At 70.4% G+C, this 22,511-nt stretch carries 16 protein-coding genes and 2 pseudogenes; 9 read left to right on the top strand and 9 right to left on the bottom strand.

All coding sequences use genetic code 11. The annotated features are described in order from the left end of the window. Window positions 1–129 precede the first annotated feature (129 nt). Window positions 130–1,110 carry an alpha/beta fold hydrolase gene (locus WT24_RS16755; protein WP_034209344.1) on the top strand — a complete coding sequence of 327 codons (981 nt, stop codon included), beginning with the start codon at window positions 130–132 and terminating at the stop codon, window positions 1,108–1,110. A gap of 90 nt (window positions 1,111–1,200) precedes the next feature. Here WT24_RS16755 and WT24_RS16750 read toward each other — a convergent pair whose 3' ends face one another. Beyond that, on the bottom strand, window positions 1,201–2,781 hold the full coding sequence (locus WT24_RS16750; RefSeq protein WP_060035081.1) for an MFS transporter: 1,581 nt from the start codon (window positions 2,779–2,781) through the stop codon (window positions 1,201–1,203). A gap of 83 nt (window positions 2,782–2,864) precedes the next feature. On the opposite strand from WT24_RS16750, the gene WT24_RS16745 reads away from it, so the two are divergent. From WT24_RS16745 to WT24_RS16720, 6 genes are all read left to right on the top strand, one after another. Next, window positions 2,865–3,875, top strand: a complete 1,011-nt coding sequence (locus WT24_RS16745) for an HlyD family secretion protein (RefSeq protein ID WP_060035079.1) — start codon at window positions 2,865–2,867, stop codon at window positions 3,873–3,875. After that, window positions 3,872–5,329 carry an efflux transporter outer membrane subunit gene (locus tag WT24_RS16740; protein ID WP_060034987.1) on the top strand — a complete coding sequence of 486 codons (1,458 nt, stop codon included), beginning with the start codon at window positions 3,872–3,874 and terminating at the stop codon, window positions 5,327–5,329. Before WT24_RS16745 ends, WT24_RS16740 begins: the two co-directional genes overlap by 4 nt. Window positions 5,330–5,546: 217 nt before the next feature. Further along, window positions 5,547–6,827 (top strand): cytochrome c, encoded by a 1,281-nt coding sequence (locus WT24_RS16735; RefSeq protein ID WP_060034984.1) that lies wholly within the window; start codon window positions 5,547–5,549, stop codon window positions 6,825–6,827. Continuing rightward, complete coding sequence (locus WT24_RS16730) at window positions 6,824–7,324, top strand: (2Fe-2S)-binding protein (protein WP_034209348.1); 501 nt, start codon at window positions 6,824–6,826, stop codon at window positions 7,322–7,324. Before WT24_RS16735 ends, WT24_RS16730 begins: the two co-directional genes overlap by 4 nt. Further along, complete coding sequence (locus tag WT24_RS16725) at window positions 7,324–9,585, top strand: molybdopterin cofactor-binding domain-containing protein (protein WP_060034982.1); 2,262 nt, start codon at window positions 7,324–7,326, stop codon at window positions 9,583–9,585. The genes WT24_RS16730 and WT24_RS16725 overlap by 1 nt, the downstream gene beginning before the upstream one ends. 96 nt (window positions 9,586–9,681) lie before the next feature. Further along, window positions 9,682–10,599 (top strand): LysR family transcriptional regulator, encoded by a 918-nt coding sequence (locus tag WT24_RS16720; RefSeq protein ID WP_060034978.1) that lies wholly within the window; start codon window positions 9,682–9,684, stop codon window positions 10,597–10,599. 202 nt (window positions 10,600–10,801) lie between these two features. On the opposite strand, the gene WT24_RS16715 is transcribed toward WT24_RS16720, so the two are convergent. From WT24_RS16715 to WT24_RS16705, 3 genes are all read right to left on the bottom strand, one after another. Next, the gene (locus WT24_RS16715; RefSeq protein ID WP_060034975.1) at window positions 10,802–11,476 is read right to left on the bottom strand and encodes a hypothetical protein; all 675 of its coding nucleotides are present in this window, start codon (window positions 11,474–11,476) and stop codon (window positions 10,802–10,804) included. A gap of 81 nt (window positions 11,477–11,557) precedes the next feature. Next, a complete protein-coding gene (locus WT24_RS16710) occupies window positions 11,558–13,456 on the bottom strand; it encodes an amidohydrolase (RefSeq protein ID WP_060035077.1) in 1,899 nt (632 codons plus the stop codon). Between the two features lie 144 nt (window positions 13,457–13,600). After that, window positions 13,601–16,495 carry a winged helix-turn-helix domain-containing protein gene (locus WT24_RS16705; RefSeq protein ID WP_060034972.1) on the bottom strand — a complete coding sequence of 965 codons (2,895 nt, stop codon included), beginning with the start codon at window positions 16,493–16,495 and terminating at the stop codon, window positions 13,601–13,603. 400 nt (window positions 16,496–16,895) lie between these two features. Here WT24_RS16705 and WT24_RS16700 point away from each other — a divergent pair, with 400 nt between their 5' ends. Beyond that, on the top strand, window positions 16,896–17,816 hold the full coding sequence (locus tag WT24_RS16700; protein ID WP_060034969.1) for an AraC family transcriptional regulator: 921 nt from the start codon (window positions 16,896–16,898) through the stop codon (window positions 17,814–17,816). Window positions 17,817–17,843: 27 nt separating this feature from the next. Here WT24_RS16700 and WT24_RS16695 read toward each other — a convergent pair whose 3' ends face one another. Then, window positions 17,844–18,890, bottom strand: coding sequence for an MBL fold metallo-hydrolase (locus WT24_RS16695; RefSeq protein ID WP_060034966.1), 1,047 nt, complete (start codon window positions 18,888–18,890; stop codon window positions 17,844–17,846). A gap of 144 nt (window positions 18,891–19,034) precedes the next feature. On the opposite strand from WT24_RS16695, the pseudogene WT24_RS35630 reads away from it, so the two are divergent. Further along, window positions 19,035–19,261: pseudogene (locus WT24_RS35630) on the top strand (LysR family transcriptional regulator); the annotation flags it as partial. Window positions 19,262–19,287: 26 nt separating this feature from the next. On the opposite strand, the gene WT24_RS16685 reads toward WT24_RS35630, so the two are convergent. The 4 genes and pseudogenes from WT24_RS16685 to WT24_RS16675 all read right to left on the bottom strand — a co-directional run. Next, window positions 19,288–20,754, bottom strand: a complete 1,467-nt coding sequence (locus tag WT24_RS16685) for an alginate export family protein (protein ID WP_060035075.1) — start codon at window positions 20,752–20,754, stop codon at window positions 19,288–19,290. A gap of 14 nt (window positions 20,755–20,768) precedes the next feature. Further along, window positions 20,769–21,722 carry a VOC family protein gene (locus WT24_RS16680; protein ID WP_060034959.1) on the bottom strand — a complete coding sequence of 318 codons (954 nt, stop codon included), beginning with the start codon at window positions 21,720–21,722 and terminating at the stop codon, window positions 20,769–20,771. Between the two features lie 208 nt (window positions 21,723–21,930). Next, entirely contained in the window at window positions 21,931–22,062 is a 132-nt protein-coding gene (locus WT24_RS35360; RefSeq protein ID WP_257127311.1) for a hypothetical protein, read from the bottom strand. Window positions 22,063–22,160: 98 nt separating this feature from the next. Beyond that, window positions 22,161–22,511: pseudogene (locus WT24_RS16675) on the bottom strand (amidohydrolase); the annotation flags it as partial.

Genomic DNA, 22,511 nt, shown 5'->3' with positions numbered 1-22,511 from the left:
GTTCGTCCGCGCGCGCCCCTCGCCGCGCGGCGTCGCATGCCGAACGGCTGCCGGGCGGGATGGCCGCGGCCGGCCGCCACCGATCCACCATCCCGTGCGGCATCGCCGCCGCATACCTCAGGAGTCCAGATGCATTCCGAACAGACCGATGCCGTCGCGTCGGCCCGCCGCCGCGACATGCTGCTCGCCGGCGCGACGGCCGTCGCCGCAGCCGCGCTGCCCGCGATGGCGGCCGCGGCCGGCACGCCTTCCCGCAGCACCTCTTCAGCCCACCCAGGAGCGCACACGATGAACACGATCACCACCAAGGACGGCACGCAGATCTACTTCAAGGACTGGGGCAGCGGCCGGCCGGTCGTGTTCTCGCACGGCTGGCCGCTGTGCGCGGACGCCTGGGATGCGCAGATGCTGTTCCTCGTGCAGCACGGCTATCGCGTGATCGCGCACGACCGCCGCGGCCACGGCCGTTCGAGCCAGCCGTCGCACGGCAACGACATGAACACGTACGCGGACGATCTCGCCGCGCTGCTCGACGCGCTCGACGTGCGCGACGCCACCCTCGTCGGCCACTCCACCGGCGGCGGCGAAGTCGCGCGCTACATCGGCCGCCATGGCACGAAGCGCGTGTCGAAGGCGGTGCTGATCGGCGCGGTGCCGCCGCAGATGGTGAAGTCGCCGACCAATCCGGGCGGCTTGCCGATGGACGTATTCGACGGCATCCGCAAGAACGTCGCGGAGAACCGTTCGCAGTTCTACAAGGATCTCGCCGTGCCGTTCTTCGGCTTCAATCGCCCGAACGCGAAGCCGTCGCAGGGCACGATCGACGCCTTCTGGTCGCAGGGGATGATGGGCGGCATTCACGGTCAATACCTGTGCGTGAAGGAATTTTCCGAAGTCGACTACACCGACGACCTGAAGAAAATCGACGTGCCGACGCTCGTGCTGCACGGCGACGACGACCAGATCGTGCCGATCGACGATTCGGCCCGGCTGTCGTCGAAGATCGTGAAGCACGCGGTGCTGAAGGTGATCGAGGGTGGCTCGCACGGAATGTGCGTCGTGAACGCCGATCGCATCAACGCCGAACTGCTCGCGTTCCTGCAGGCGTAAGCGTGCCGTCTGCCGCGGCGGCGCACATGTCGTCGCGGCAGATGCGTCGTTCAGGACTTTTCAGATTATTTCAGCCGCGCGATACGGCGCTTACGGCGCCCGCACCGGGCGCAGCAGGATGCCGAGCAGCGCGCCGGCGAGCGCGAACGCCATCGCCACGCGGTAGTTGTCGGCCAGCGCGAGCGTGGTCGCCTGCACGCGCACCGCGCGATCGACGAGCGCATAGGCCGCCTGGTTGCCCGTCGCGAACGTGGCGCCGTGCGCGACCAGCGACGCCGCGCTGCCCCGCAGCCGCTCGAGCGTCTCGGGATCCGACAGCGACACATGCAGACCGACGAGATTCGAATGGGTAGCTTCCCTGATGCGCTGAATCACCGCGATCGACGTCGTGCCGAGCTGTCCGCTCAGCAGGCGCGTCGTCTGCACGACCGCGCCGAACGTCAACGCATGCTCGGCCGTCACGTGCTTGCCGAAGAAGAATATGACCGACGTGAGCGCCATCGTCTGACCGAGCGCCTGCAGCAACTGCGACGGAATGAAGTCGGGCTCGGCCCAGACCGGCGTGAGCCGCGCCCCGAGCGCGAACGCGATCGCCACCATCGCGAAGCCGGCGACGATCAGCCGGCGCGGGTCGACACGCTGCAGCAACAGCGCGACGCACGGCGCGAACAGCAGTTGCGGCATTGCGATCCAGCGCAGCGTATCGCCGATCTGCAACGGCCGAAGGCCGTACGTGCTGGCGAGAAACAGCGACGGGATGAAGCTCGTGTTGAGCACGGTGAAGCGCACGAGGCCGACGAGCACGATCAGCAGCGCGACGTTGGGCCGCACGAGGTAGCCGAGATCGAGGCCCGCGCGCGGCGACGCGAGTTCGTGGATCAGGAACGCGGCGATCATCAGGATGCCGGCGGCCAGCAACGCGACGATCAGCGGCGATTGCAGCCAGAACAGCCGCTCGCCCTGGTCGAGCGCGATGCACAGGCACGCGAACCCGCTCGCGCCGAGCAGCATCCCACGCGCGTCGATGCCGGACGCGAAGCGCTTGACCGGCTCGTCGGCGAGCGACAGCATCAGGCACGCGATGAACGGCACGGTCAGCACCGCGTTCTGCCAGAACAGCCAGCGCCAGCTCAGGTGTTCGCTGTACCAGCCTTCGAGCGTGGCCGACAGGTTCAGCGACATCTCCAGATTCATCGCATACGCGGCGATGCCGAACGGAATCAGCCGCGGGGGCAGCGTGCGCACGACGAAGCCGACCGTCAACGGCACGAACACGCCGGAGGCGAGCCCCGCGATCGCCTGGCACACGATGAACGCGCCGAATTGCGTGCAGAGCGGCAGCACGCTTTCCGCGCCGAGAAACACCACGGCGCCCGCCACCAGCACGCGGCGCGTGCCGAACATGAAGGCCGCCGCGATCGCGAGCGGCCCGACGAACATCTGCGACGCGGTAAACGCGGTGTTGATCCACGCGCCCTCGTCGACGCCGACGCCGAGCGCGCCGCGCACGTCGGCCAGCCCGAGCGACGTGATGCGCGACGTCAGCGTCGCGACGATCGCGCCGAGCAGCACGGCCGCGATCGCGGCGATCGACCGAAACGTCGGGATGTCGGAGGCCGGGCCTGCGGCCGGCGCCGGCACGGCACTGCCGGTGGCGAACGTCGTGTTCATCGTCGAGCGGCTCCCGCCTGTCAAGCTGGCGCAAGCATAACGCGGTGCGTCGAATCCTGCCCGTACGATGGAGTTTGCCGATCATGACCCCACCTTCCCCCGCGCCGTCTTCCCGCAAGCCGGCCATCGTCGCGATCGCCGCGATCGCGCTGCTGCTCGTCGCGCTGCTCGTGTACGCGTTCGACGCACGCGATCGCGGCACCGACGACGCATACGTGACCGGCCACCTGCACGTGATCTCGCCGCGCGTCGCCGGCACGGTCGAGCGCGTGCTCGTCGACGACAACCAGTTCGTGCACGCGGGCGACGCACTCGTGCAGATCGACCGGCGCGACTTCGACGTGCGCGTCGCGGCGCAGCGCGCACGCGTCGCGCAGGCGCATGCCGACGCGAGCCGCGCCCGCGCGCAGATCGAACAGGCGGACGCAGCGCTCGTGTCGGCGCACGCCGATGCCGAAAAGGCCGAACTCGATTACGCGCGTGCACGCGAACTGACCCGCGAGACGCCGCGCGGCCTGTCGAAGCAGGAATTCGATGCGGCCGATGCCGCCCGCAAGTCCGCCCGCGCGCGCGTCGCGGCGGCCGACGCGCAACGGCGCAGCGCGATCGCCGCCGCCCAGGCCGCCGACGCCGCGTCGAGCCAGAACGATGCCGAATTGCACGACGCACTGCTGCAACTCGGCTACACGGCGGTCGTCGCGCCGTCGGACGGCTACGTCGGCAAGAAGACCGTCGAGACCGGCGAACATGTCGCGCCCGGCCAGGCGCTGCTCACGCTGGTCGAGCCGCATCCGTGGATCGTCGCCAATTTCCGCGAGACGCAACTGCGGCACGTGCGCGCCGGCGACGTCGTGCAACTGCGGTTCGATGCGCTGCCGCAGCACGCGTTCACCGGCCGCATCGACAGCCTGTCGCCCGCGACGGGCGCGCAGTTCGCGCTGCTGCCGCCCGACAACGCGACCGGCAATTTCACGAAGGTCACGCAGCGCGTCCCCGTGAAGATCCTGCTCGACGGCCCGGCCGCGACGGAGCCGCGCATCCGGCCCGGGCTGTCGGTCGTCGTCACGCTGCAACCCGGCGGCGCAGCGCGATGAAGCGCGCCTTCGCCGTGCTCGCCGCGAGCCTGCTGGCCGCATGCTCGATCGCGCCGCAGCCGCTCGCGCCCGTCCCGGTCGGATCCGACCGTTTCCGCCATGCCGATCCGTCGACCGATGCGCGTGCGCCGTCGCTCGCGGCATGGCCCGCCTGGTTCGGCGATCCGCAGCTCGGCCGCCTCGTCGACGCCGCGCTCGCGCACAACCTCGATCTACGCGCGGCGGCCGCGCGGGTCGACCAGGCGCAAGCGCTGCTCGGCGTGCGCGATGCCGCGCTGGCGCCGACCGTGCGCGTCGATCCGTCGTTCAGCCGCACGCGCGTCTCCGGCACGGTCGACAACGCGCTGCCGAAGCGCACGATGCACAACTGGTCGGTTCCGGTCGCCGCGAGCTATGAAGTCGATTTATGGGGGCGCTTGCGCGGCGACGCCGACGTCGGCGAACAGAACGTGCTGCAGGCGGCGGCCGACCGCGACGCGGTGCGTCTGCGCGTAGCGACCGAAGTGGCCGTCGACTACCTGACGCTGCGCTACGTCGACGACGATCTCGTGACACTCGCGCGCGCGATCGGGCTGCGGCGTACCGCGCTCGACGTGATCGCCGCACGCGTGCGGGCCGGCGCGGCGAGCGATCTCGACGGGCTGCGGGCGTCGGCCGATCTCGATACCGCGCATGCCGATCTCGCGGAGAGCCGCCGGCTGCGCGAGAACCTCGTCGACGCGATCGCGGTGCTGACCGGCGTGTCGCCGACCGCGTTCGACGTCGACACAGGCGTCGTGCCCGTGCAGGTGCCGGATGTGCCGGCAGGGCTGCCGTCCGCGCTGCTCGCGCAACGCCCGGACGTATTCGCGGCGGCACGGCGCGCCGATGCCGCATCGCTCGAACTGGGCATCGCACGCACCGCGTGGCTGCCGACGCTGACGCTGACCGCCGACGGCGGTTTCGCCACCCGCGACCTGCGGTCGTTTCTCGACCGCAACAGTTCGCTGTGGGGTCTCGGCGCGAACGTCGCGCTGACGCTGTTCGACGGCGGCAAGCGCGATGCCGCGGTGGCCGCCGCACGGGCCGGCACCGAGATCGCCGACGCAAACTATCGCGCGACCGCGATCGGTGCACTGCGCGACGTGCAGGATGCGCTCAACGACATCGCCGCGCAAAAGGAGCGGATCGTCCGCTACGACCACGCGGCGCGCGCGACGGACGCCGCGGCGCGGCTGTCGCTGAGCCGTTACGCGCACGGTTACGTCAGCTACCTGGAAGTGATCGACGCCGATCGCGATGCGCTGAATGCGCGGCGCCAACTGATTCACAGCCGGCAGGCGCTGGCCGTCGCGACGGTGAGCCTCGTGCGTGCGCTGGGCGGCGGGTGGACGCCGCCGGCGCCTTCCGGCCGAACCGGGCCGGTCGAGGGCAGGACACCTTTCAGAACATTTCAGCGCCGCTTCAGGCAATGATCGCGGCCTCTGCGTAGACTGCGTTCATGAGCTGCCGCGCAGGACGGCGCTTGCGCCCGTTATCGACCTGGAGTGACAACATGATCCCTGTCGCCAATCACCGCCGCGCGGCAAGACGGTCGCGGCTGCATCGGACGGCCACGCACGGCCGACCCGCATCGTCTGGTGTCGCCGCGCATCGCATGACTTGCCGCGCACCGCGTCGCCTGGAGCGCGCATGAAGCACAAACGACTCTGGTTCGGCGCGGCCGGCATCGCGATCGCGGGCGTCGCGGTCGCGATCGGCATCATAGTGCGGCCGTCGATCGCGCCGATCGATCCGCCCGCCCCCGCTTCGTTCGATCCGCAACTGGTGCGCGCCGGCGCGCGCGTCGTCGCGCTCGGCGACTGCGTCGTGTGCCACACCGCGAAGGACGGCAAGCCGTTCGCGGGCGGGCTGCCGCTCGCGACGCCGTTCGGTACGATCTACGCGACCAACATCACGCCGGACGCCGAAACGGGGATCGGCCGCTGGTCGCGCGATGCATTCACGCGTGCACTGCGCACCGGCATCGGACGCAACGGCCAGCCGCTTTACCCGGCGTTTCCGTACATTCATTTCACGCGGATGTCGGACGACGACATCGCCGCCGCGTACGCGTACCTGATGACGCGCGAGCCGGTACACGCGACGGCGCCCGCCAACGACCTGATATTCCCGCTGAACTTCCGGCCGCTGGTCGCGTTCTGGAACGTGCTGTTCCTGCGCGAAGGCGCGTATCGACCGGACCCCGCGCAGTCCGCGCAATGGAACCGCGGCAGGATGCTCGTCGACGGACTCGGCCACTGCGCGTCGTGCCATTCGCCGCTGAACGCGATCGGCGGCGAGCAACGCGGTCGCGCGTTCGACGGCGGCATCGTCGACGGCTGGGAAGCGCCGCCGCTCAATGCGCTCGGCCAAGCCGTGCGGCCGTGGACACAGGCGCAGCTCGTCGCGTACCTGCGCACCGGCCGTGCGAGCGAGCACGGCGCGGCGGCCGGGCCGATGCTGCCGGTCACGCGCGATCTCGCGACGGTGCCGGTGGAGGACGTCGAGGCGATCGCCGCGTACATCCTGTCGATCCAGAAACCGGCGGACGCGCGGGCGGACGCGCATCCGGTCGAGCGCGCCGCGACGACGCCGGCCGCGCGGCGCGGCGCGACGCTGTTCCAGGCGTCGTGCGCGCAGTGCCACGGGCCGGCCGCGCCGATGCAGTCGATCGGCGAGCGGCCGACGCTCGCGTTCAGCACGGCGGTCAACGCCGATACGCCGCGCAACGCGATCCAGATGATGTTCAACGGCATCGGCTGGCACGGCGAGGACACGCTGAACTACATGCCGTCGTTCATCGACCAGTACGACGACGCGCAGATCGCCGATCTCGCCGCATACGTGCGCGAGACCTATACCGATCGTCCCGCATGGTCGGGCGTCGACGCGCTGGCCGCGAAGCTCAGAAAAGAGGACACCGTACGATGATCACCCTCACCGTCAACGGCGTGCGGCACACGCTGGACATCGATCCGTCCACGCCGCTGCTGTATGCGCTGCGCAACGACCTGCACCTGCACGGCGCGAAGTTCGGCTGCGGCCTCGGCCAATGCGGCGCCTGCACCGTGATCGTCGACGGCAAGCCGACCTTCTCGTGCCTGATGCCGGTGGCGGCGCTCGGCGCGCGCAGCGTGCGCACCATCGAGAGCCTCGGCACCGCCGAGCATCCCGGCCCGCTGCAACGCGCGTTCATCGAGCACCAGGCCGCGCAGTGCGGCTACTGCATCGCCGGGATGATCATGCGCGCGCAGGCGCTGCTCGAACGCAATCCGAAGCCGAGCGAGCAGGAACTGCGCACGCACATGGAACCGAACCTGTGCCGCTGCGGCACGCACATGCGGATTCTCGCGGCGGTGCGCTCGGTCGCGGGGCTGCCGGCTCCCGAGCCCGCCTCCGCTCCCGTCACGATCAGCAAGGGGCTGTGATGAATTCCCACGACGACATCGACGAAGGCCGCCGGCACTTCATCGTCTCCGGGGCGCTGTTCGTCGCGTTCAGTCTTGCGCCTGCCTCGCGCGCGGCTGCGCAACTGGTGATCGCCGACGAAGGCGCGGCCGTGCATGTGGCGAAAGCCACTCAGACGCTCGCCGGCAGCCTGAAGACCAATCCGCTGCTCGACGCGTGGATCAAGATCGCGCCGGACGGCAAGGTCACGGTGTTCACCGGCAAGGTCGAACTCGGCACCGGCGTACGTACCGCGCTGCTGCAGGTGGCCGCCGAGGAACTCGACATGCAGCCGTCGCTGATCACGTTCCTGACCGCCGACACCGGCGCGTCGCCCGACGAAGGCCTGACCGCCGGCAGCCATACGATGGCGGACAGCGGCTCCGCGCTGCTGAACGCGGCCGCGCAGGTGCGCGCGCTGCTGGTGGAGGGCGCGGCGAAACGCTTCGGCGTCGATCCGCGCACGCTGACGACCGCCGACGCGGTGATCAAGGCGCCGGACGGCCGCACGATGACCTACGGCGACGCGATTCGCACCGTCGACCTGCACCGCAATGCTGCGCCCACGTCGCCGCTGAAGAACCCGGCGACGTTCGCCGTGATCGGCACGTCGCTGCCGCGCGTCGACATCCCGAACAAGGTCACGGGCGGCGTCAGCTACGTGCAGGACATGCAGTTGCCCGGCATGCTGCACGCGCGCGTCGTGATGCCGCCGGTATACGACGCGAAGCTGCTGTCGTTCGATGAAGCCGCGATCCTGAAGCTGCCGGGCGTCGTACGGATCGTGCGCAACGGCAGCATGCTCGCGGTGGTCGCGCAGGGCGAATGGCAAGCGGTGGTCGCGCAGCGCGCGCTCGCCGCCGGCTGCCGCTGGTCGCCCGGCCGCGCGCTGCCCGAGCGCGGCACCGTGCACGCGGATCTGAAGCGGATCGCGACGCAGCGCATCGAGATCGCGAACACGCACGCGGCCACCGCGCCGGCCGTGAAGACGCTGAACGCGACGTTCCTGAAGAACTACCTGCTGCACGGGTCGATCGGGCCGTCGTGTTCGGTCGCGCATCTCGAGAACGGGACGATGACGGTCTGGACCCACTCGCAGGGTGTCTACCCGCTGCGCGACGCGCTCGCGGAGATGCTGTCGATGCCGAAGGCGAGCATCCGCTGCATTCACACCGAAGGGTCGGGCTGTTACGGACACAACGGGGCGGACGACGCGGCCGCGCATGCCGCGCTGATCGCCGCCGCGATGCCCGGCAAGCCGATCCGCGTGCAATGGATGCGCGAACAGGAACACACGTGGGATCACTTCACGCCGGCGATGGTGACCGAGGTCAGCGCATCGCTCGACGCGAGCGGCCGCATCGTCGACTGGAACTACGCGTTGTGGAGCAGCTCGCACAACGAGCGGATCGTCAACGCCGGCCGGCTGCTGCCCGCGCGCATGCTGGAGCCGCCGTTCGTGCCCGCGCCGTCCACGCCGATGCTGCAGCCCGAGGGCGGCGCCGACCGCAACGCGATTCCGCTGTATGCGCTGCCGAACCAGCACATCGTCAACCACTTCTCGCCGACGATGCCGCTGCAGACGTCCGCGATGCGCTCGCTCGGCGCGCACACGAACATCTGGGCGATCGAAAGCTTCATGGACGAACTCGCGCACGCGGCCGGCGTCGATCCGGTCGAATTCCGGCTGCGTCACATGGAAGACCATCGCGCGAGCCAGGTGATCCGGCTCGCCGCGAAGCACTTCGGCTGGCCGAGGCCGCCGCGCGCGCGCAACCGCGGCGTCGGCTTCGCGTTCGGCAAGTACAAGAACCTGATGGCCTACGTCGCGATCGCGGTCGAGGTGTCGGTCGTGCCGGAAACCGGCCAGGTGACGCTCGAACACGCGGAAGCCGCCGTCGACGCGGGCCAGATCGTGTCGCCGGACGGGATCCGCAACCAGATCGAGGGCGGCATCGTGCAGGCCGCGAGCTGGACGCTGTACGAGGCACTGCAGTACGACACCGAGCGGATCCGCAGCTTCGACTGGAGCAGCTACCCGATCCTGCGCTTCTCGGCCGTGCCGCGGAACGTGACGGTTCATCTGATCAATCGCCCCGGCGCGCCGTTTCTGGGCGCGGCCGAGGCGTCGATGGGGCCGACCGCCGGCGCGCTCGCCAACGCGATCTTCGACGCGACCGGTCAGCGCATGCGTGAAATGCCGTTCGCCGGCGACGCCCTGAGAAAGCGCATCGACGCATAGCGGTTCGGCCGCACCCGCTACGCGATCCCGATACCCGACCGGACGGCGCCGGCACGCACCGGCGCCGCATGCCGACAGGCTGGAGAACTTCCGACGATGGATACCTTGCTTTCGATGCGCGTGTTCACGCGCATCGTCGAAACCGGCAGCTTCACGCGCGCGTCCGATACGACCGGCCTCACCACGCCGCGCGTGTCCGCGCTGCTGAGCGCACTCGAGCAGCATCTCGGCTGCCGGCTGCTGAACCGCACCACGCGCCGCATCTCGCTGACCGAGGACGGTCAGGCTTATTACGAACGCTCCGTCGCGGTGCTGCGCGAGATCGACGACATGGAGGCGTCGGTCTCGCAGGCGCGCAACGTGCCGCGCGGCCGGCTGAAGGTGAACCTGCCGCCCGCGATGGCCAAGCAGGTCGTCGTGCCCGCGCTGCCGGCGTTTCTCGACGCCCATCCGGGCATCATGATCGAACTCGGCGTGACCGACCGGCAGATCGACCTTGTCGGCGAAGGGGTCGACTGCGTGGTGCGCATCGGCGCGCTCGACGATTCGGGGATGATCGCGCGGCGCATCGGCAGCCTGACCACCTGCACCTGCGGATCGCCCGCGTATTTCGCGCGATGCGGCGAGCCCGAGACCGTCGACGATCTCGCGCAGCACGTGGCGGTCAGCCACATCTCGGCCGACACCGGGCGGCCGCGCGTGTGGGATTACGTCGTCGACGGCGAGCCGCGCATCGTGCAGATGTGCGGCACGGTGGCCGTGAACGACGCGGACAACTACATCGAGTGCGGCGTGGCCGGCATCGGCCTGATCAAGACGTCGCTGTACCTCGTCGAGCCTTACCTGAAGTCGGGCCGGCTGCGCGAGGTCCTGACCGATTTCAACGCGCCGCCCAAACCGATCTCGGTGCTGTATCCGCCCAATCGCCACACCCCGGTCAAGCTGAAGGTGTTCGTCGACTGGCTCGCGGGCCTGTTCGAGCAGATTCCGACGCTGCAGGGCAAACGCGGCTGAACCCGCACGGCGCGGCACCTTTGCGTGCCGCGCAACGCTCGATTGCGCGGCGTCTCGCTTCCGGCTTTATCGATCGGCGCGAGGTCCATGCGCTACGCGCGCATATATCGCGAACCCGGATCTCGTCGAGCGCATCTCGTCCGCGCGCGGTGGCGCGATGCAATCGGTCGCACGCCGGCCGCCGCACGCCGGACCGGCGCCGTCACGTGTCGCTCCACCGCGCGCCCAGCACGCGCCCGCAGAAATTCGGCCGATGAAAATCCGGATCCGCGCGTTCGAGCACGTCCGCGCTCCACGTGCCGAACGTCGACTGCGGCCGATGCTCGACGCCGCGCGCGACCATGTCGAGGAACGCTTCGCGAAAGCCGCTGCCGCGCGGGTAAGTCGCGAGCAGCGCCGTGCGCTCGTCCGGCGTATAGGCGTCGAAGTCGGTCGCCATCAGGTCCGTCGACACCGCGCACGCCAACGCACGCGCGAGCGGCGACGCGCGGACGGCCACGCCCGGCGTCGTATGCAGCGCGATCGCTTGCCACACGTCGTCGCGCATGCGCCGCGACCGGCGATGCCGCAGCAGCAGCGCGTGCGCGGCGTCCGCGCCGTCGAGCTCGTAGCGTCCGGTCGAACGGCAATACGCGGGGCTCAGCCCCATGTTCGCGTACATCGCGGCGACGTACAGTGCGTCGGCGTCGCACGCGTCGCCGGCGCGCCGCGCGGCGAGCGACGCGAACACGAACACGCGCGCCGCGTGATCGACGAGCGCGGCGGGCAACGACGCGCGGGCCGCGTCGGTTGCCTCGACCGTAACGGGCGTGCGCGGAATGCGAACGCCGGCCACTTCGTCGCCGGTGGCCGATGCGCGCGGGTGCGCAGCATTCATCCTGTCTCCTTCATGCCCCGTGCCCGGGGCGGAAAATCGTTCAATGCACGGCGGCGTGCGGCGCGCACCGGCACGCGCCGCTCAAAACGCGACGCAGCAGCGGCCGAAGGCTTCGCAGCGTTCGGCGGCCGCACTTGCCGTCGGATAGCGCGGCCGCGCGAAGCGGCGTCCGTGACCGTGCGCCCGGCACGCGTCGATGCCGGAAGCCGCGCAAGCGTCGCCCGCCGCCGATGCGTGCGGCGCGTCGCGCCCTCCGGCACCCGCCGCATCGGCGACGCCGCCTGCGGCGACCGGCGACCATGCGGGGCTGACGGGCGGCGGCGGCGGCGCGAGCGGCGAAAATTCCTGCTCCGCGTGCACGACCTTGCCGTCGACGACCGTCAGCACCGACGACAACACCGGGATACGCCGCGCGTCGACCGTGAAGTAGTCGTCGCTCAGCACCGCGAAGTCGGCGTACCGGCCGGGCACCAGCGCGCCCTTGCGATGCTCGTCCGCGGAGAACCACGCGCTGCCGACCGTGTAGCGGCGCAGCGCCTCCATCCGGCCGAGCCGGTTGCGCGCCGGATACAGCGCGGTGCCGCCGACGGAGCGCCCCGACACCATCCAGTACAGCGCGACGAACGGGTTGTAGCTCGCCGCGACCGTCGCACCCGAGCCGGCGCCGACCGGCAGCCCGGCCGCGAGCATCGCGCGGATCGGCGGCGCGCGCGTGGCCGCCGCCGCACCGTGGCGCGCGATGAACGCTTCACCCAGGAACGCCATGCGCGGCTGCACAGTGATGCCGCCGCCGAGCGCCGCGACCCGCGCGATATTGGCATCCGAAATCGTCTCGCAGCGATCGAAGCACCAGCGCAGCCCGTCGAACGGCGTGTCGCGATCCACCGCTTCGAACACATCGAGGAAGCGGCCGATCGATTCGTCGTAGGTCGCATGCAGCCGGAACGGCCAGCGGTGGTGCACGAGCAGCCGGACGATGGCCGCCAGTTCCATCTCGATCGACGCGGGCAGGTCGACCCGCGGCTCGAGAAAATTCCCGAGATCGACTGCCGAGAACAGCAGCCGCTCGCCCGCGCCGTTCGCGCGCAGAAACGCGTCGCCGTCGCCGGGCGCCGTCAGCGCGATCCATTTCTCGAAGTCGTCGAGTTCCCGGCCGGCATGCCGCGCGCCCAACGCATAGGCGATGCGCGTCGTCAATTCGCCGCGCCGCGCGAGCGTCGCGACCGCCGCATAGTCGTCCGGGTACGCGAGGCCGTCGCCGCCGGCGTCGATCGCGCTCGTCACGCCGACGCGGTTCAGCGCGCGCATGAACTGCCGCGTCGAGTTGACCCGGTCGTCCGCATCGAGCATGGGTGCGCGGGCGAGCGCCTCGAACAGCACCGCCGGGTCCGCATGCGCGAGCAGCAGCCCGGTCGGCCGCCCGTGACGGTCGCGCCGCAGTTCGCCGCCCGGCGGATCGGGCGTGTCGCGTCCGTAGCCGAGCGCACGCAGCGCGGCCGCATTCAGCCACGCGCAGTCGCCCAGGTGCTGGATGAATACCGGCGTGTCGGGCGCAATCGCATTGAGCTCGGCCGCGGTCGGTCCGCGCTTCTCCGCGAACTGCAGCGCGGTCCAGCCGCCCGCCACGCGCGCCCATTGCGGCGCGGGCGTGCGTCGTACCTGCCGGCTCAGCAGGTCGAGCGCGTCGGCAAGCGACGACACGCCGTCCCAGCGCACCTCGAGGTTGAAGTTCATGCCGCCGCGGATCGCCTGCAGGTGCGCGTCGATCAGGCCCGGAATCACGGTACGGCCGTGCAGATCGATCCGGGTCGTGCCGTCGTGAGCATGGCGCAGCACGTCGCGATCGTCGCCGGTCGCGACGATGGCCCCGTCCTTCACGGCGAGCGCGCGGACGAACGAGCGCTGTTCGTCCTGGGTCGCGATCTTGCCGTTGAAGACGACGAGGTCCGCCGAACGCGCGGGTTCCGTCGCTCTAAGCACCGTCGGGCCTCCCGTGCGCGCCGGCACGCGAAGCCGCACGATACGCGCGGCTTCCCGCCACGCACCGGCAAGCCCCCGCAGCGCACGCGTCGGCACGCATGCTGCGATTGCGCGGCCGCACTGCCGTACCGGATTCGCGCATCGTCATGCCGCCTGCTGGGCCGCGTCGGCGGCATCGCGCCGCGCGCGGGTCAGGCATGGCGCGGGCGGCGCATCCTGACGGACGAAGTTCTGCACGCGCAGCAAGCGACGCACGTCGTGTGCGCGCGAATGCGGATCGAAGTGCCGCGCGACCCCGGCGACCAGCGCCGACGCTTGCGCGGTATGCCCGCGCTCGATCAGGTGATCGGCGAGATCGAGCGAGCCGCGCAGCGCCCACATCGCGGCGCCCTGCGCGTTCGCGGTCTGGATCGCCATCTGCAGATGACGATGCCCGTCGGCCTCGTACGCCACCGCGAGATTCGCACCGACGGTACGCGCCTGCTCGAGCATCGCGACGCCTCGCACGCGCAGCAGCTCGGGGACGAACAGGTGCTCGCCGTGCGCGCGGCAGCGCGCGAGCGTCGCATCGAGCCGGATGCGCGCCTCGTCCGCGCGGCCGGTCCGCACGAGGCCCTCCGCATACGCGACGGTCAATGGCGCGAGCACGCGCCGGAATCCGCTCGCCTCGATGCGCCGCAGCGCGGGTTCGAGCCGGGCGAGGCCGGCGCCGGGATGGCCGGCCTGGATGTCGAACTGGCCGGTCAGGCATTCCGCGTGACTGCGCCAGATGTCGAAACCGTGCGCGTCGGCGGTCGCGCGCAGCGTCGCGAGATAGTCGGAGGTGATGTCGTGATCGCCGTAGCGCAGCGCGATCGGCACGGCGGCCGCACCGAGCACGATGCACAGCGCGAGCGGCGACTGGCCGCGGCGCCCATGCTCGACCGCTTGCGCGGCGACGCGCATCGCGTGCTCGGGCTCGCCTTGCATCCACAGAAGACGGATCAACATCGTGCGGCCCAGCGTCGCCATGTCGACGCCCAGCGCGGCCTGCGCGCACGGCGATTCGCCTGCGTCGGCGAGCTCGGCCGTCGCCGCTTCCAGCCGCTCGCGCGCCTGCGCATGCTCGCCGAAGTAATGCAGCGACGTCGCGACCATCGCGTTCGCCAGCAACCGCTGCGACCGGTCGCCGCGCCGCTCGGCCGCCCGCTCGAAGCGCGTCGCATAGCGCAGCGATTCGTGAATGTCCGACAGCGTCAGCATCGTGTTCCACAGCCCGACCAGCGCGCGTGCGTCGAACGCATCGTCGCCGATGTGCGTGGCGAGACCGAGCGTGCGATCCCACATCGCAGCGGCGGCCGGTGCGTCGCCGTCGGTATGCAGCAGTGCCGACGCGCAGGCCGCCCGCAGCCGCATCTCGCGCGCGGCGTCGACGGGGCCCGCGGCGCGCGTGTCGAGTTCGTCGAGCACCTGGCGTGCGCGCGCCGTGCACGCGCGCATCCGCGCCGGCTCCAGCAGCGCGCGCGCCAGCCGGTCGGGCTCGGGCACGCCCGCGGCCTCGGCGGCGTCCGCCGGTTCGTCCGCGGCCGACGCGGGCGCATCGGCAGGCGGCACGTCGGCGGGCGCCACGAGCCGCACGGGCGCGCGCTCGCGCTCATACTCCGCGTGGCGCGCGACGATGCGCTCGAACTCGCCTTCGTCGTGCAGTTTTTCCAGCGCGTACGCACGCGTCGATTCGGTCAGCCGGTAGCGCGCAGATGCGCCATGGAACTCGACCGTCACCAGCGATTTCGCCACCAGCTCGCCGAGCACCGCGATCATGTCCGCGGCCGACGTGCCGGGCTCGGCGGCGACCGCGTACGCGGCATCGAACGAAAACGGCCCGATGAAGCACCCCATCCGGCGAAACAGCGCGCGCGCGGCCCGATCGAGCAGCACGTAGCTCCAGTCGAACGTCGCGCGCAGCGTCTGATGACGCGGCAGCGCCGAGCGCAGCCCGCCCGTCAGCAGGTTCAGCCGGTCGTCGAGACGCGACGCGACGACCGCGAGCCCGAGCGTCGCCACGCGCGCCGCGGCCAGTTCGATGGCAAGCGGCAGCCCGTCGAGGCGCCGGCAGATGTCGCCGATCAGCCGCATGCCGGCTTCGTCGACCGTGCAATCCGGCGCGGCCGCGCGCACGCGCTCCAGGAACAGCTCGACGGCCGAACAGCGGACGATTTCGTCGGCGGACGCGTCGCCGTCGGGCACCGCGAGCGGGCTCATGCGCAGCACCGCTTCGGCCGAGATGTGCAGCGGCTCGCGGCTCGTCACGAGCACGCGCAGCGAGCCGGCGCTCGACGTCAGCGTTTCGACGAGGCTCGCCACCAGATCGACGATGTGCTCCGCGTTGTCGAGCACGAGCAGGCAGCGCGACGTCGCGAACGCGTCGGCGATGCGGTCGATGGCGGGCACGCCCGGCGTATCGAGGCCGAGCTCGGCGGCGAGCGCGATCAGCATGTCGTCGCGCGTCGACGCGCGCGCCAGCTCCACGAACAGCACGCGCTCGCGCGAGCGGCTACGCACGCGGTGCGCGACGCGCACGGCAAGACTCGTCTTGCCGATCCCGCCCGCGCCGACGAGCGTGACGACCGGCGTGCATTCGAGCATGTCGACGATCTGCGCGAGTTCGGCGTCGCGCCCGACGAGCGGCGCGATCGGCGACGACACGGCGGCATCGGGCGGGACGGCGACGGCCGGCGCTTCGGCGGCCGACGCGGGGTCCGGGCCGGGCGACGCGCTCGCAACCAGCAGGTAGCCGCGCCCGGGCACCGTCTTGATCAGATCGCGGCTCGCGCCGAGCGCCTTGCGCAGCGTCGCCACATGCACCTGGAGCCGGTTTTCCTCGACGATCAGGCCCGGCCAGACCGCGTCCATGATGTCGTCCTTCGACACGACCGAACCGCTCGCGCGGTGCAGGACTTCGAGAATGTCGAGCGCGCGCCCGCCGATGCGCAGCGACGCGCCGTGACGGCGAATGTCGCGTTGTTCGAAATCCACCGACAAAGTTCCGATCTGAATCATGGCCGCCTCCGGTCCCTCGGGATGACCGCCGGATGAACGCGGCAGTTCACCCGGCGGGAAGTCCGCGTCCGGCGCACCCTTGCGCCGGACGGAAAATGTCGAATTCCGGACCGAGTGTAGACGGGTGGCCGCTGAAAATCTTGAAAGAAAATGCGCTCTGCCCGCGGTTGTCGGTCGGGCGCGGCCGGCGCGATCGCTTGCGTGTAAAAGTGGGGCGCTATACTCTGCCGGGCCGCCCGCGCAGGCGTCGAGCCGGGCTGCGCACGCACCGCGCACACGCGTTGAAAGCAATTTGTAACGATTGCCAGCGGACGTTTATGCAAATTCATTTTGAACGTTCGCGTGCGCATCTAAACTGGACTCGTCATTTCACGCTCCGAGTCCCTCGCTGGGGAATTCCATGTCAGACTCCGTCATCGCCGCGCCGGTGGCATCGTCTCCGCGGCGGCCGAAAGATACGCTCGGCTGCGTGTCGAGCCTGCTGGCAAAGGATGTCGAAACGACGTCCGGCGGCCTGAAGCTCCACCGCAAATGCATGCGCGAAGCGCACGTCGAGCGCATCGAGATGCCGCCGTGCGACCGAGGCTTCCTGGTGGGCGTGTCGCTGGGCGGCGGCCACCGCCGCACGCTCTATGGGCGCACCGGCGCGAGCGAACGCCGGTTCCAGCATCACTCGATCTACATTCGCGATTTTTCCCGTCATTTCCACGCGGACCTGTACGGCAACTTCGACTTCGTGCTGGTCGAGCTGCCGCATGCGTATCTCGAACGCGTCGGCCCCGAGCACGGCGGCCAGCCGATCGGCGGCCTCGCGTGCCGCCCCGACGTACGCGACCCGGTACTCGGCCATCTCGCGCACGCGGTGGCGGACAGCCTCGACGCACCCGGCCCGCTGAACGCGCTGTTCATCGAGCAGGTCGGGCTCGCGATGGGCACGCATCTCGTGCGGCGCTACGGCAACGCCCGCACGCGCGAGCTCGAGCGCAAGGGCGTGCTGTCTCCCGCGAAGGTGGCGCGCGCCCAGGAGCTGTTGATGGAAAAGGCGGACCTCGGCGTGTCGATCGAGGAAGTGGCGAACGAATGCGACCTGTCGCGCGGCTATTTCATCCGCGCGTTCTCGCGCACCACGGGCCGCACGCCGCACCAGTGGCTGCTGGAGCAACGCGTGACGCGCGCGCGCGAGCTGATCGAGACGTCCGACATGACGCTGGCCGATATCGCGATCGCGTGCGGCTTCGCCGACCAGAGCCATCTGAACCGCGTATTCGCGCGGATCGTCGGCCATCCGCCCGGCGCGTGGCGGCGCGCCCGATCGCGCTGACCGGCGGCATGGACGCACGCCGGGCCGTTACCGCACCGGCGTCGCGTCGTAGTTGACCGGCACCCAGTCGTATTGCGCGCCGTCCCGGCGCAAGTGCCCGAGCCCGGGAAACGCGATATGCGCGGCACCGACGAGATAGCGTCGATCGGCGACGCGCTTCAGCGTGGCCCGCCGCGTGCGGCGCGCGGCGCCGGCATCGCTGTCGTACTGCACCGTCGCGTCGACGTCGCGCAACTGGATCGCCGCGACGTGCACGATGTCGCCCCACGCGAGCATGCCCGCGTGGCCGCTCTCGATCAGATAAGCCGTATGGCCCGGCGTATGGCCCGGCATCGGCACCGCGCGAATGCCGGGCGCAAGCGTCGCTTCGCCGCGAAACGTCCTGAAGCGGCCGGCCGCGACGTAAGGCGCGACCGCCGCGGCGGCCGCATCGAAGAACGACGCGAGGAACGCCGGCGCCTGCGCCTTGTTGGCGGGGTCAAGCCAATACGCGGCCTCGACGGCGTTCACCCGCACGACGGCATTCGGAAACGTCATCGCGCCGTTCGACACAATGCCGCCGACATGGTCCTTGTGCAGATGTGTGAGCAGCACTTCGTCGATCTGTTCGGGCGCATAGCCGGCCGCGCGCAGGCCATCGAGCAGCTTGCCGCAGCAGTCGCCGTACAGCGTGCCGGCGCCCGCATCGACGAGGATCCGCTTCGATCCTGTATCGACCAGGAACGCGTTGATCGAGCCCTGCACGGGCGGCTTCAGGAAGGCGCGGTCGAGGTCGCGCCGGATCTCGTCCTTCGAGACGTCGCGAAACACCGTGTCGATCGGAAACGGATGGGTGCCGTCGGACAGCGCGATCACCGTGAAGTCGCCGATCTTCTGCCGATAGAAGCCGGGAGGCTGCCGGCCGGCGGCGGGGGCCGGCGCCGTGGATTGCGCTTCGGGTTGCGCGTTGGCGTGGGCTTCGGGCTGCACGCCGGCCTGCGCAAGCACCGCGGGCATCGACAGGCCCGCGCACCCGGCCACGATCAGCAAACGGGCCGCATGCGCAACGCACGCGTGCCGGAACAGGGTCTTCATGCGATCTCCGTGACGAACCGTGCGCGCGCCCGGCCATGAACGGAACGACCCGCACGACACGCGATGCCGCGCAGCTTACCGGGCGCCGCGGCGAAAATCCTGAGCGGCGCCTGAATCGTCCTGAAGACACGGCGCGCGAGCGCGGCCGCGCTCGACGGCGCCGGCATCGCGCTGCTATCCGACTGGCTGGTCGGTACGGATATCGAAGCAGGCCGCCCGCAGCGGCTGTCCGAACGGTACGACGTGACGCCGCGCTCGGCACGCGCGGCGATCACCGCGCTGTACCTGCCGAACCGGCGCGGCTCGAAGCGCGTGACCGCGTTGTGACCGCGTTCATCGATTTCGTCGCATCGCTTGCCCGCGCGCGGCCCCGACACGCGCCGCGCGGCGTGACGCGTCACCAGCCGAACTTCGCTTCCATCCCGAGATAGTCGGCGTTGCGCGCGCCGAGCGCGCGAATCGACGAGCCGAGCTGGAAGTGCACGGCCTCGAGCGCGAGCGCGACGTTCGCGTTCACGAGCCAGTCGACGCGCGCCTGCGCGTACATCCCGGTCCACGCGCCGCCCTTGCCGGCCGTGCCCGGCACCGCCGACATCCCCTGCCCGTAGATCGCGTCGGCGGTCGTCTGCCGCCACTGGAAGCCGACCGCGGTGAGCACCGTCACCGAGCTGGCCGGCTTGAACGTCAGCGACGGCTTCACGTGGATCAGGTTGCTGTATCCGGTGTAGCCGGCGAGCGTGAAGTAATAGCCGTTCGGAAACAGCGGGTTGAACGTGCCGACGCGCCGGTCGCCCGGATGCGCGTCGCCCGATGCGCCGTCGACCTGGATGCCGATGCGTGGTGTGCCGGCCGTCTTCGCGAACGTGTAGCCGCCCAGCGCGCCGAACGCCCATGCGCCGACCGTGTCCTGCCCGACGTGGCCGGTCTGCAGCATCGCCTCGACGTCCCAGTCGACCCCATCGGTCTTGCCTGCGTAGCGCATGTCGAACACGTCGCGCCGCTCGGTGCCGGATGCATCCGGATAGCGCGCGTTGTCGCGCGTATAGCGCGACCAGTACGCGGACAGATCGCCGGGCCCGGTTCCGTTGCGCTCGACGCGCACGCCGTCGAATCGCAGGTGCCGGTTCGACACGTCGTCGAACACGGCCGCATTGCGATACTGCACCGGGCGCGTCACATAGCCGATCAAGCGCCATTTGCCGATTTCGTAATCGGTCCACAGTCCATCGTATGCCTGCCGCACGTTCGGGCCGTCGCGCACCGACACGAAACGCTGCAAGTCGAACGCCATCTCCTGCCGGCCGATCCGCGTCTTGAACGTGCCGGGCCCCAGTTGGTCGACGTACGCGACGAATGCCTGCTCGAGGTCGAGCTGATCCTTGTCGACCGGGCCGACCGTGTCCTTGCCGAACGGCCGTGCATCGACGAACTGCACGAATGCCTGCAGATGCCCGCGATAGCGCAGGTCCGCATGTACGTTCGCGCGCTGGATCACGTAGTTGTCGTCGTGCGCGGCGCCGAGGCCGAACAGCGGTGCATTGTTCAGCTCGAAGCGCTCGCGCAGGTTCGCGCCGAGCGACAGGTAGGTCGACGGGTCGTCGCCGAGCCGTATGTATTTCAGCGCGTCGAACGGCTTGCGCGGCACGCACGGATTCGCGAGCGCCGACCAGTCCTCCTGCCAGCGGTTGAACGACACCGTCGGACGTTTCGCGGTGCACGACGCCGCGGCAGCGGCCGGCGACGCGGCCGCGCCGGCCGCCGCTCCATTGGCGTCGGCCTCGGCGCCGACGGCCGACCCCGCGTGCAACGCGGCGCCGCCCGCCAGCACGACGCACGGCAACGCGCCGCGCCACGATCGCTTCATCGGCCGGCGCACCGTCATTTCGACCGCGCGTGGATTTCGGCGACGTAGCCGCCCGGGAACTGCACGAGCGCCGCGTCGCGGCCGTCCGACTTGAACGGCGGCACGAGCACCGTCACGCCCGCGGCTTCGGCCTGCTTCAGCGTCGCGGCGAGATCGGCGACTTCATAGCCCGTCATCTCGCGCCCGAACGGGTACGGCAGGTGGCCGTCGGTCGCGAGCACGGTCATCTTGCCGAAGCCCGATTCGATGCGAATGCGGCGGTAGGTATCGTTCGGCCGGCCGATCTCGATGCCCGGCGCATGGCGCACGTCGGACACGATCTTGCCATGCGAGAACGCGGCGAAGTTGCGTGCGAGCTTGCTCGCGCTTTCCGGCGATACGTACACGCGGTTCTCCGGCACCGTCTGCGGCGGGTCGTAGTTCGGCGCCTGCGTGTGCCAGTACAGTTGCATGTTCACGCCGCCCGGCCAGCGGACGATCGCATCGCGGCCGATCGGATCCGGGAACGTCGTCACGACGATGTCCGCACCATGCGCGCGCGCCGATTTCACCGCGACGTCCATGTCGGTCACGAGATAGCCGGTGCGTTCCTCGCAGAACGGATACGGGATCGGCGTCTTGAAACCGAATACCGAGATCGTGCCGACCGGCGTCAGCACGAGCTGCGACATCGTCTGGCTCGGCGTCGGCGTGACCTGGAACACGCCCTGCTTCGACTTCTTGCCGCCGAAGGTCGCGACGAAGCTGTCGGTGAAGCGGTCGAAGTCTTCGGGTGCGACGCACACGTGCGTCGTGTCGTACTGCGGGCCGACCGCAATCGCGGGGAAGCGCGCCGCGGCGGCCGGCGACGCGATGTCGTCGAGGTGGGTTTCGTCGGCGAACGCCGGCACGCCGGCCAGCAGCGCGGCGAGCACGGCCGACGACGCGGCGGTCATGCGCAGCAGGTTGCGCAGATTCAGTGAACTCATCGATTTTCTCCTTGATGGTGACGCGCGCGGCCCGGCGCCGCGCGCGGATTCGGATTCAGCGGGATGCAGGCTGCTCGTCCGGGCGGCCCGGACGACAGGCGGGAAACACGCGCATCGCGCGCGGCAGCGTGCGACGCAAGCGGACGCGCGGCTTGCCGCGCGGCGGCAGACGGAGCAGACGCATCGCTTCGGCACGGTCGTCGCGACATCACCGCATGGCGGGACCGCTGCGAGCGGGGTCTCGTCCATCGTCGAGCACGGTGACGAGGACGAGCCCGCCGATCGGTCCCGGATCGTCGAAAAATGCGTCAAGGGCCATGAAGCGCGCGATGCGTGTCATGTTCCAGAACTCGGCGGCCCACCGGCAGCACCCACGGCGGCGACACCCGCGTGCGGACCCATGCCGCGGAGTCGCACGTGGTGGTATGCATCGCCATGTCAGACCGCCCAGCACGAACAGCCGAACGCGCCCCAGAAGCCCTTCGCGTCCGACGTCGGCAACGCACTTGCCCATGCGCTCGCGTGCGCATGCTGGTGAACGGTGCATGCATTCGCGCAGCCACACGCCACGGCAGCCGCCGCCGCGCGCTGCAACGGCGCGCCGTTGCGCTGCGTCGCGCCCCAGCCGCCATAGCCGCCAAACTCGCGCACCGGCGACCAGTCCGGCATCGCCGGCGGAATCGGCGCGTCGTGCGATGCGAACGGCCCCGCACCCCACACGATCTTCCCGTCGACCACCGTCAGCAACGCGGTCGTGGCGGCGATATCGTCCTCCGCGCACGCGAAGAA

Source organism: Burkholderia sp. MSMB1078WGS, from assembly GCF_001528895.1.
Classification (GTDB): Bacteria; Pseudomonadota; Gammaproteobacteria; order Burkholderiales; family Burkholderiaceae; genus Burkholderia.
Note: the sequence above shows the minus strand (reverse complement) of the source record. Positions and strands in the feature narration are given on the sequence as shown.

Bases quoted from the DNA above. Each gene is read 5' to 3' on its own strand.
- WT24_RS16745 (WP_060035079.1), top strand. From the start codon at position 2,865: ATGACCCCACCTTCCCCCGCGCCGTCTTCCCGCAAGCCGGCCATCGTC.
- WT24_RS16755 (WP_034209344.1), top strand. From the start codon at position 130: ATGCATTCCGAACAGACCGATGCCGTCGCGTCGGCCCGCCGCCGCGAC.
- WT24_RS16695 (WP_060034966.1), bottom strand. From the start codon at position 18,890: ATGAAGACCCTGTTCCGGCACGCGTGCGTTGCGCATGCGGCCCGTTTG.
- WT24_RS16715 (WP_060034975.1), bottom strand. From the start codon at position 11,476: ATGAATGCTGCGCACCCGCGCGCATCGGCCACCGGCGACGAAGTGGCC.
- WT24_RS16685 (WP_060035075.1), bottom strand. From the start codon at position 20,754: ATGAAGCGATCGTGGCGCGGCGCGTTGCCGTGCGTCGTGCTGGCGGGC.
- WT24_RS16750 (WP_060035081.1), bottom strand. From the start codon at position 2,781: ATGAACACGACGTTCGCCACCGGCAGTGCCGTGCCGGCGCCGGCCGCA.
- WT24_RS16725 (WP_060034982.1), top strand. From the start codon at position 7,324: ATGAATTCCCACGACGACATCGACGAAGGCCGCCGGCACTTCATCGTC.
- WT24_RS16700 (WP_060034969.1), top strand. From the start codon at position 16,896: ATGTCAGACTCCGTCATCGCCGCGCCGGTGGCATCGTCTCCGCGGCGG.
- WT24_RS35360 (WP_257127311.1), bottom strand. From the start codon at position 22,062: ATGACACGCATCGCGCGCTTCATGGCCCTTGACGCATTTTTCGACGAT.
- WT24_RS16720 (WP_060034978.1), top strand. From the start codon at position 9,682: ATGGATACCTTGCTTTCGATGCGCGTGTTCACGCGCATCGTCGAAACC.
- WT24_RS16705 (WP_060034972.1), bottom strand. From the start codon at position 16,495: ATGATTCAGATCGGAACTTTGTCGGTGGATTTCGAACAACGCGACATT.
- WT24_RS16740 (WP_060034987.1), top strand. From the start codon at position 3,872: ATGAAGCGCGCCTTCGCCGTGCTCGCCGCGAGCCTGCTGGCCGCATGC.
- WT24_RS16680 (WP_060034959.1), bottom strand. From the start codon at position 21,722: ATGAGTTCACTGAATCTGCGCAACCTGCTGCGCATGACCGCCGCGTCG.
- WT24_RS16730 (WP_034209348.1), top strand. From the start codon at position 6,824: ATGATCACCCTCACCGTCAACGGCGTGCGGCACACGCTGGACATCGAT.
- WT24_RS16735 (WP_060034984.1), top strand. From the start codon at position 5,547: ATGAAGCACAAACGACTCTGGTTCGGCGCGGCCGGCATCGCGATCGCG.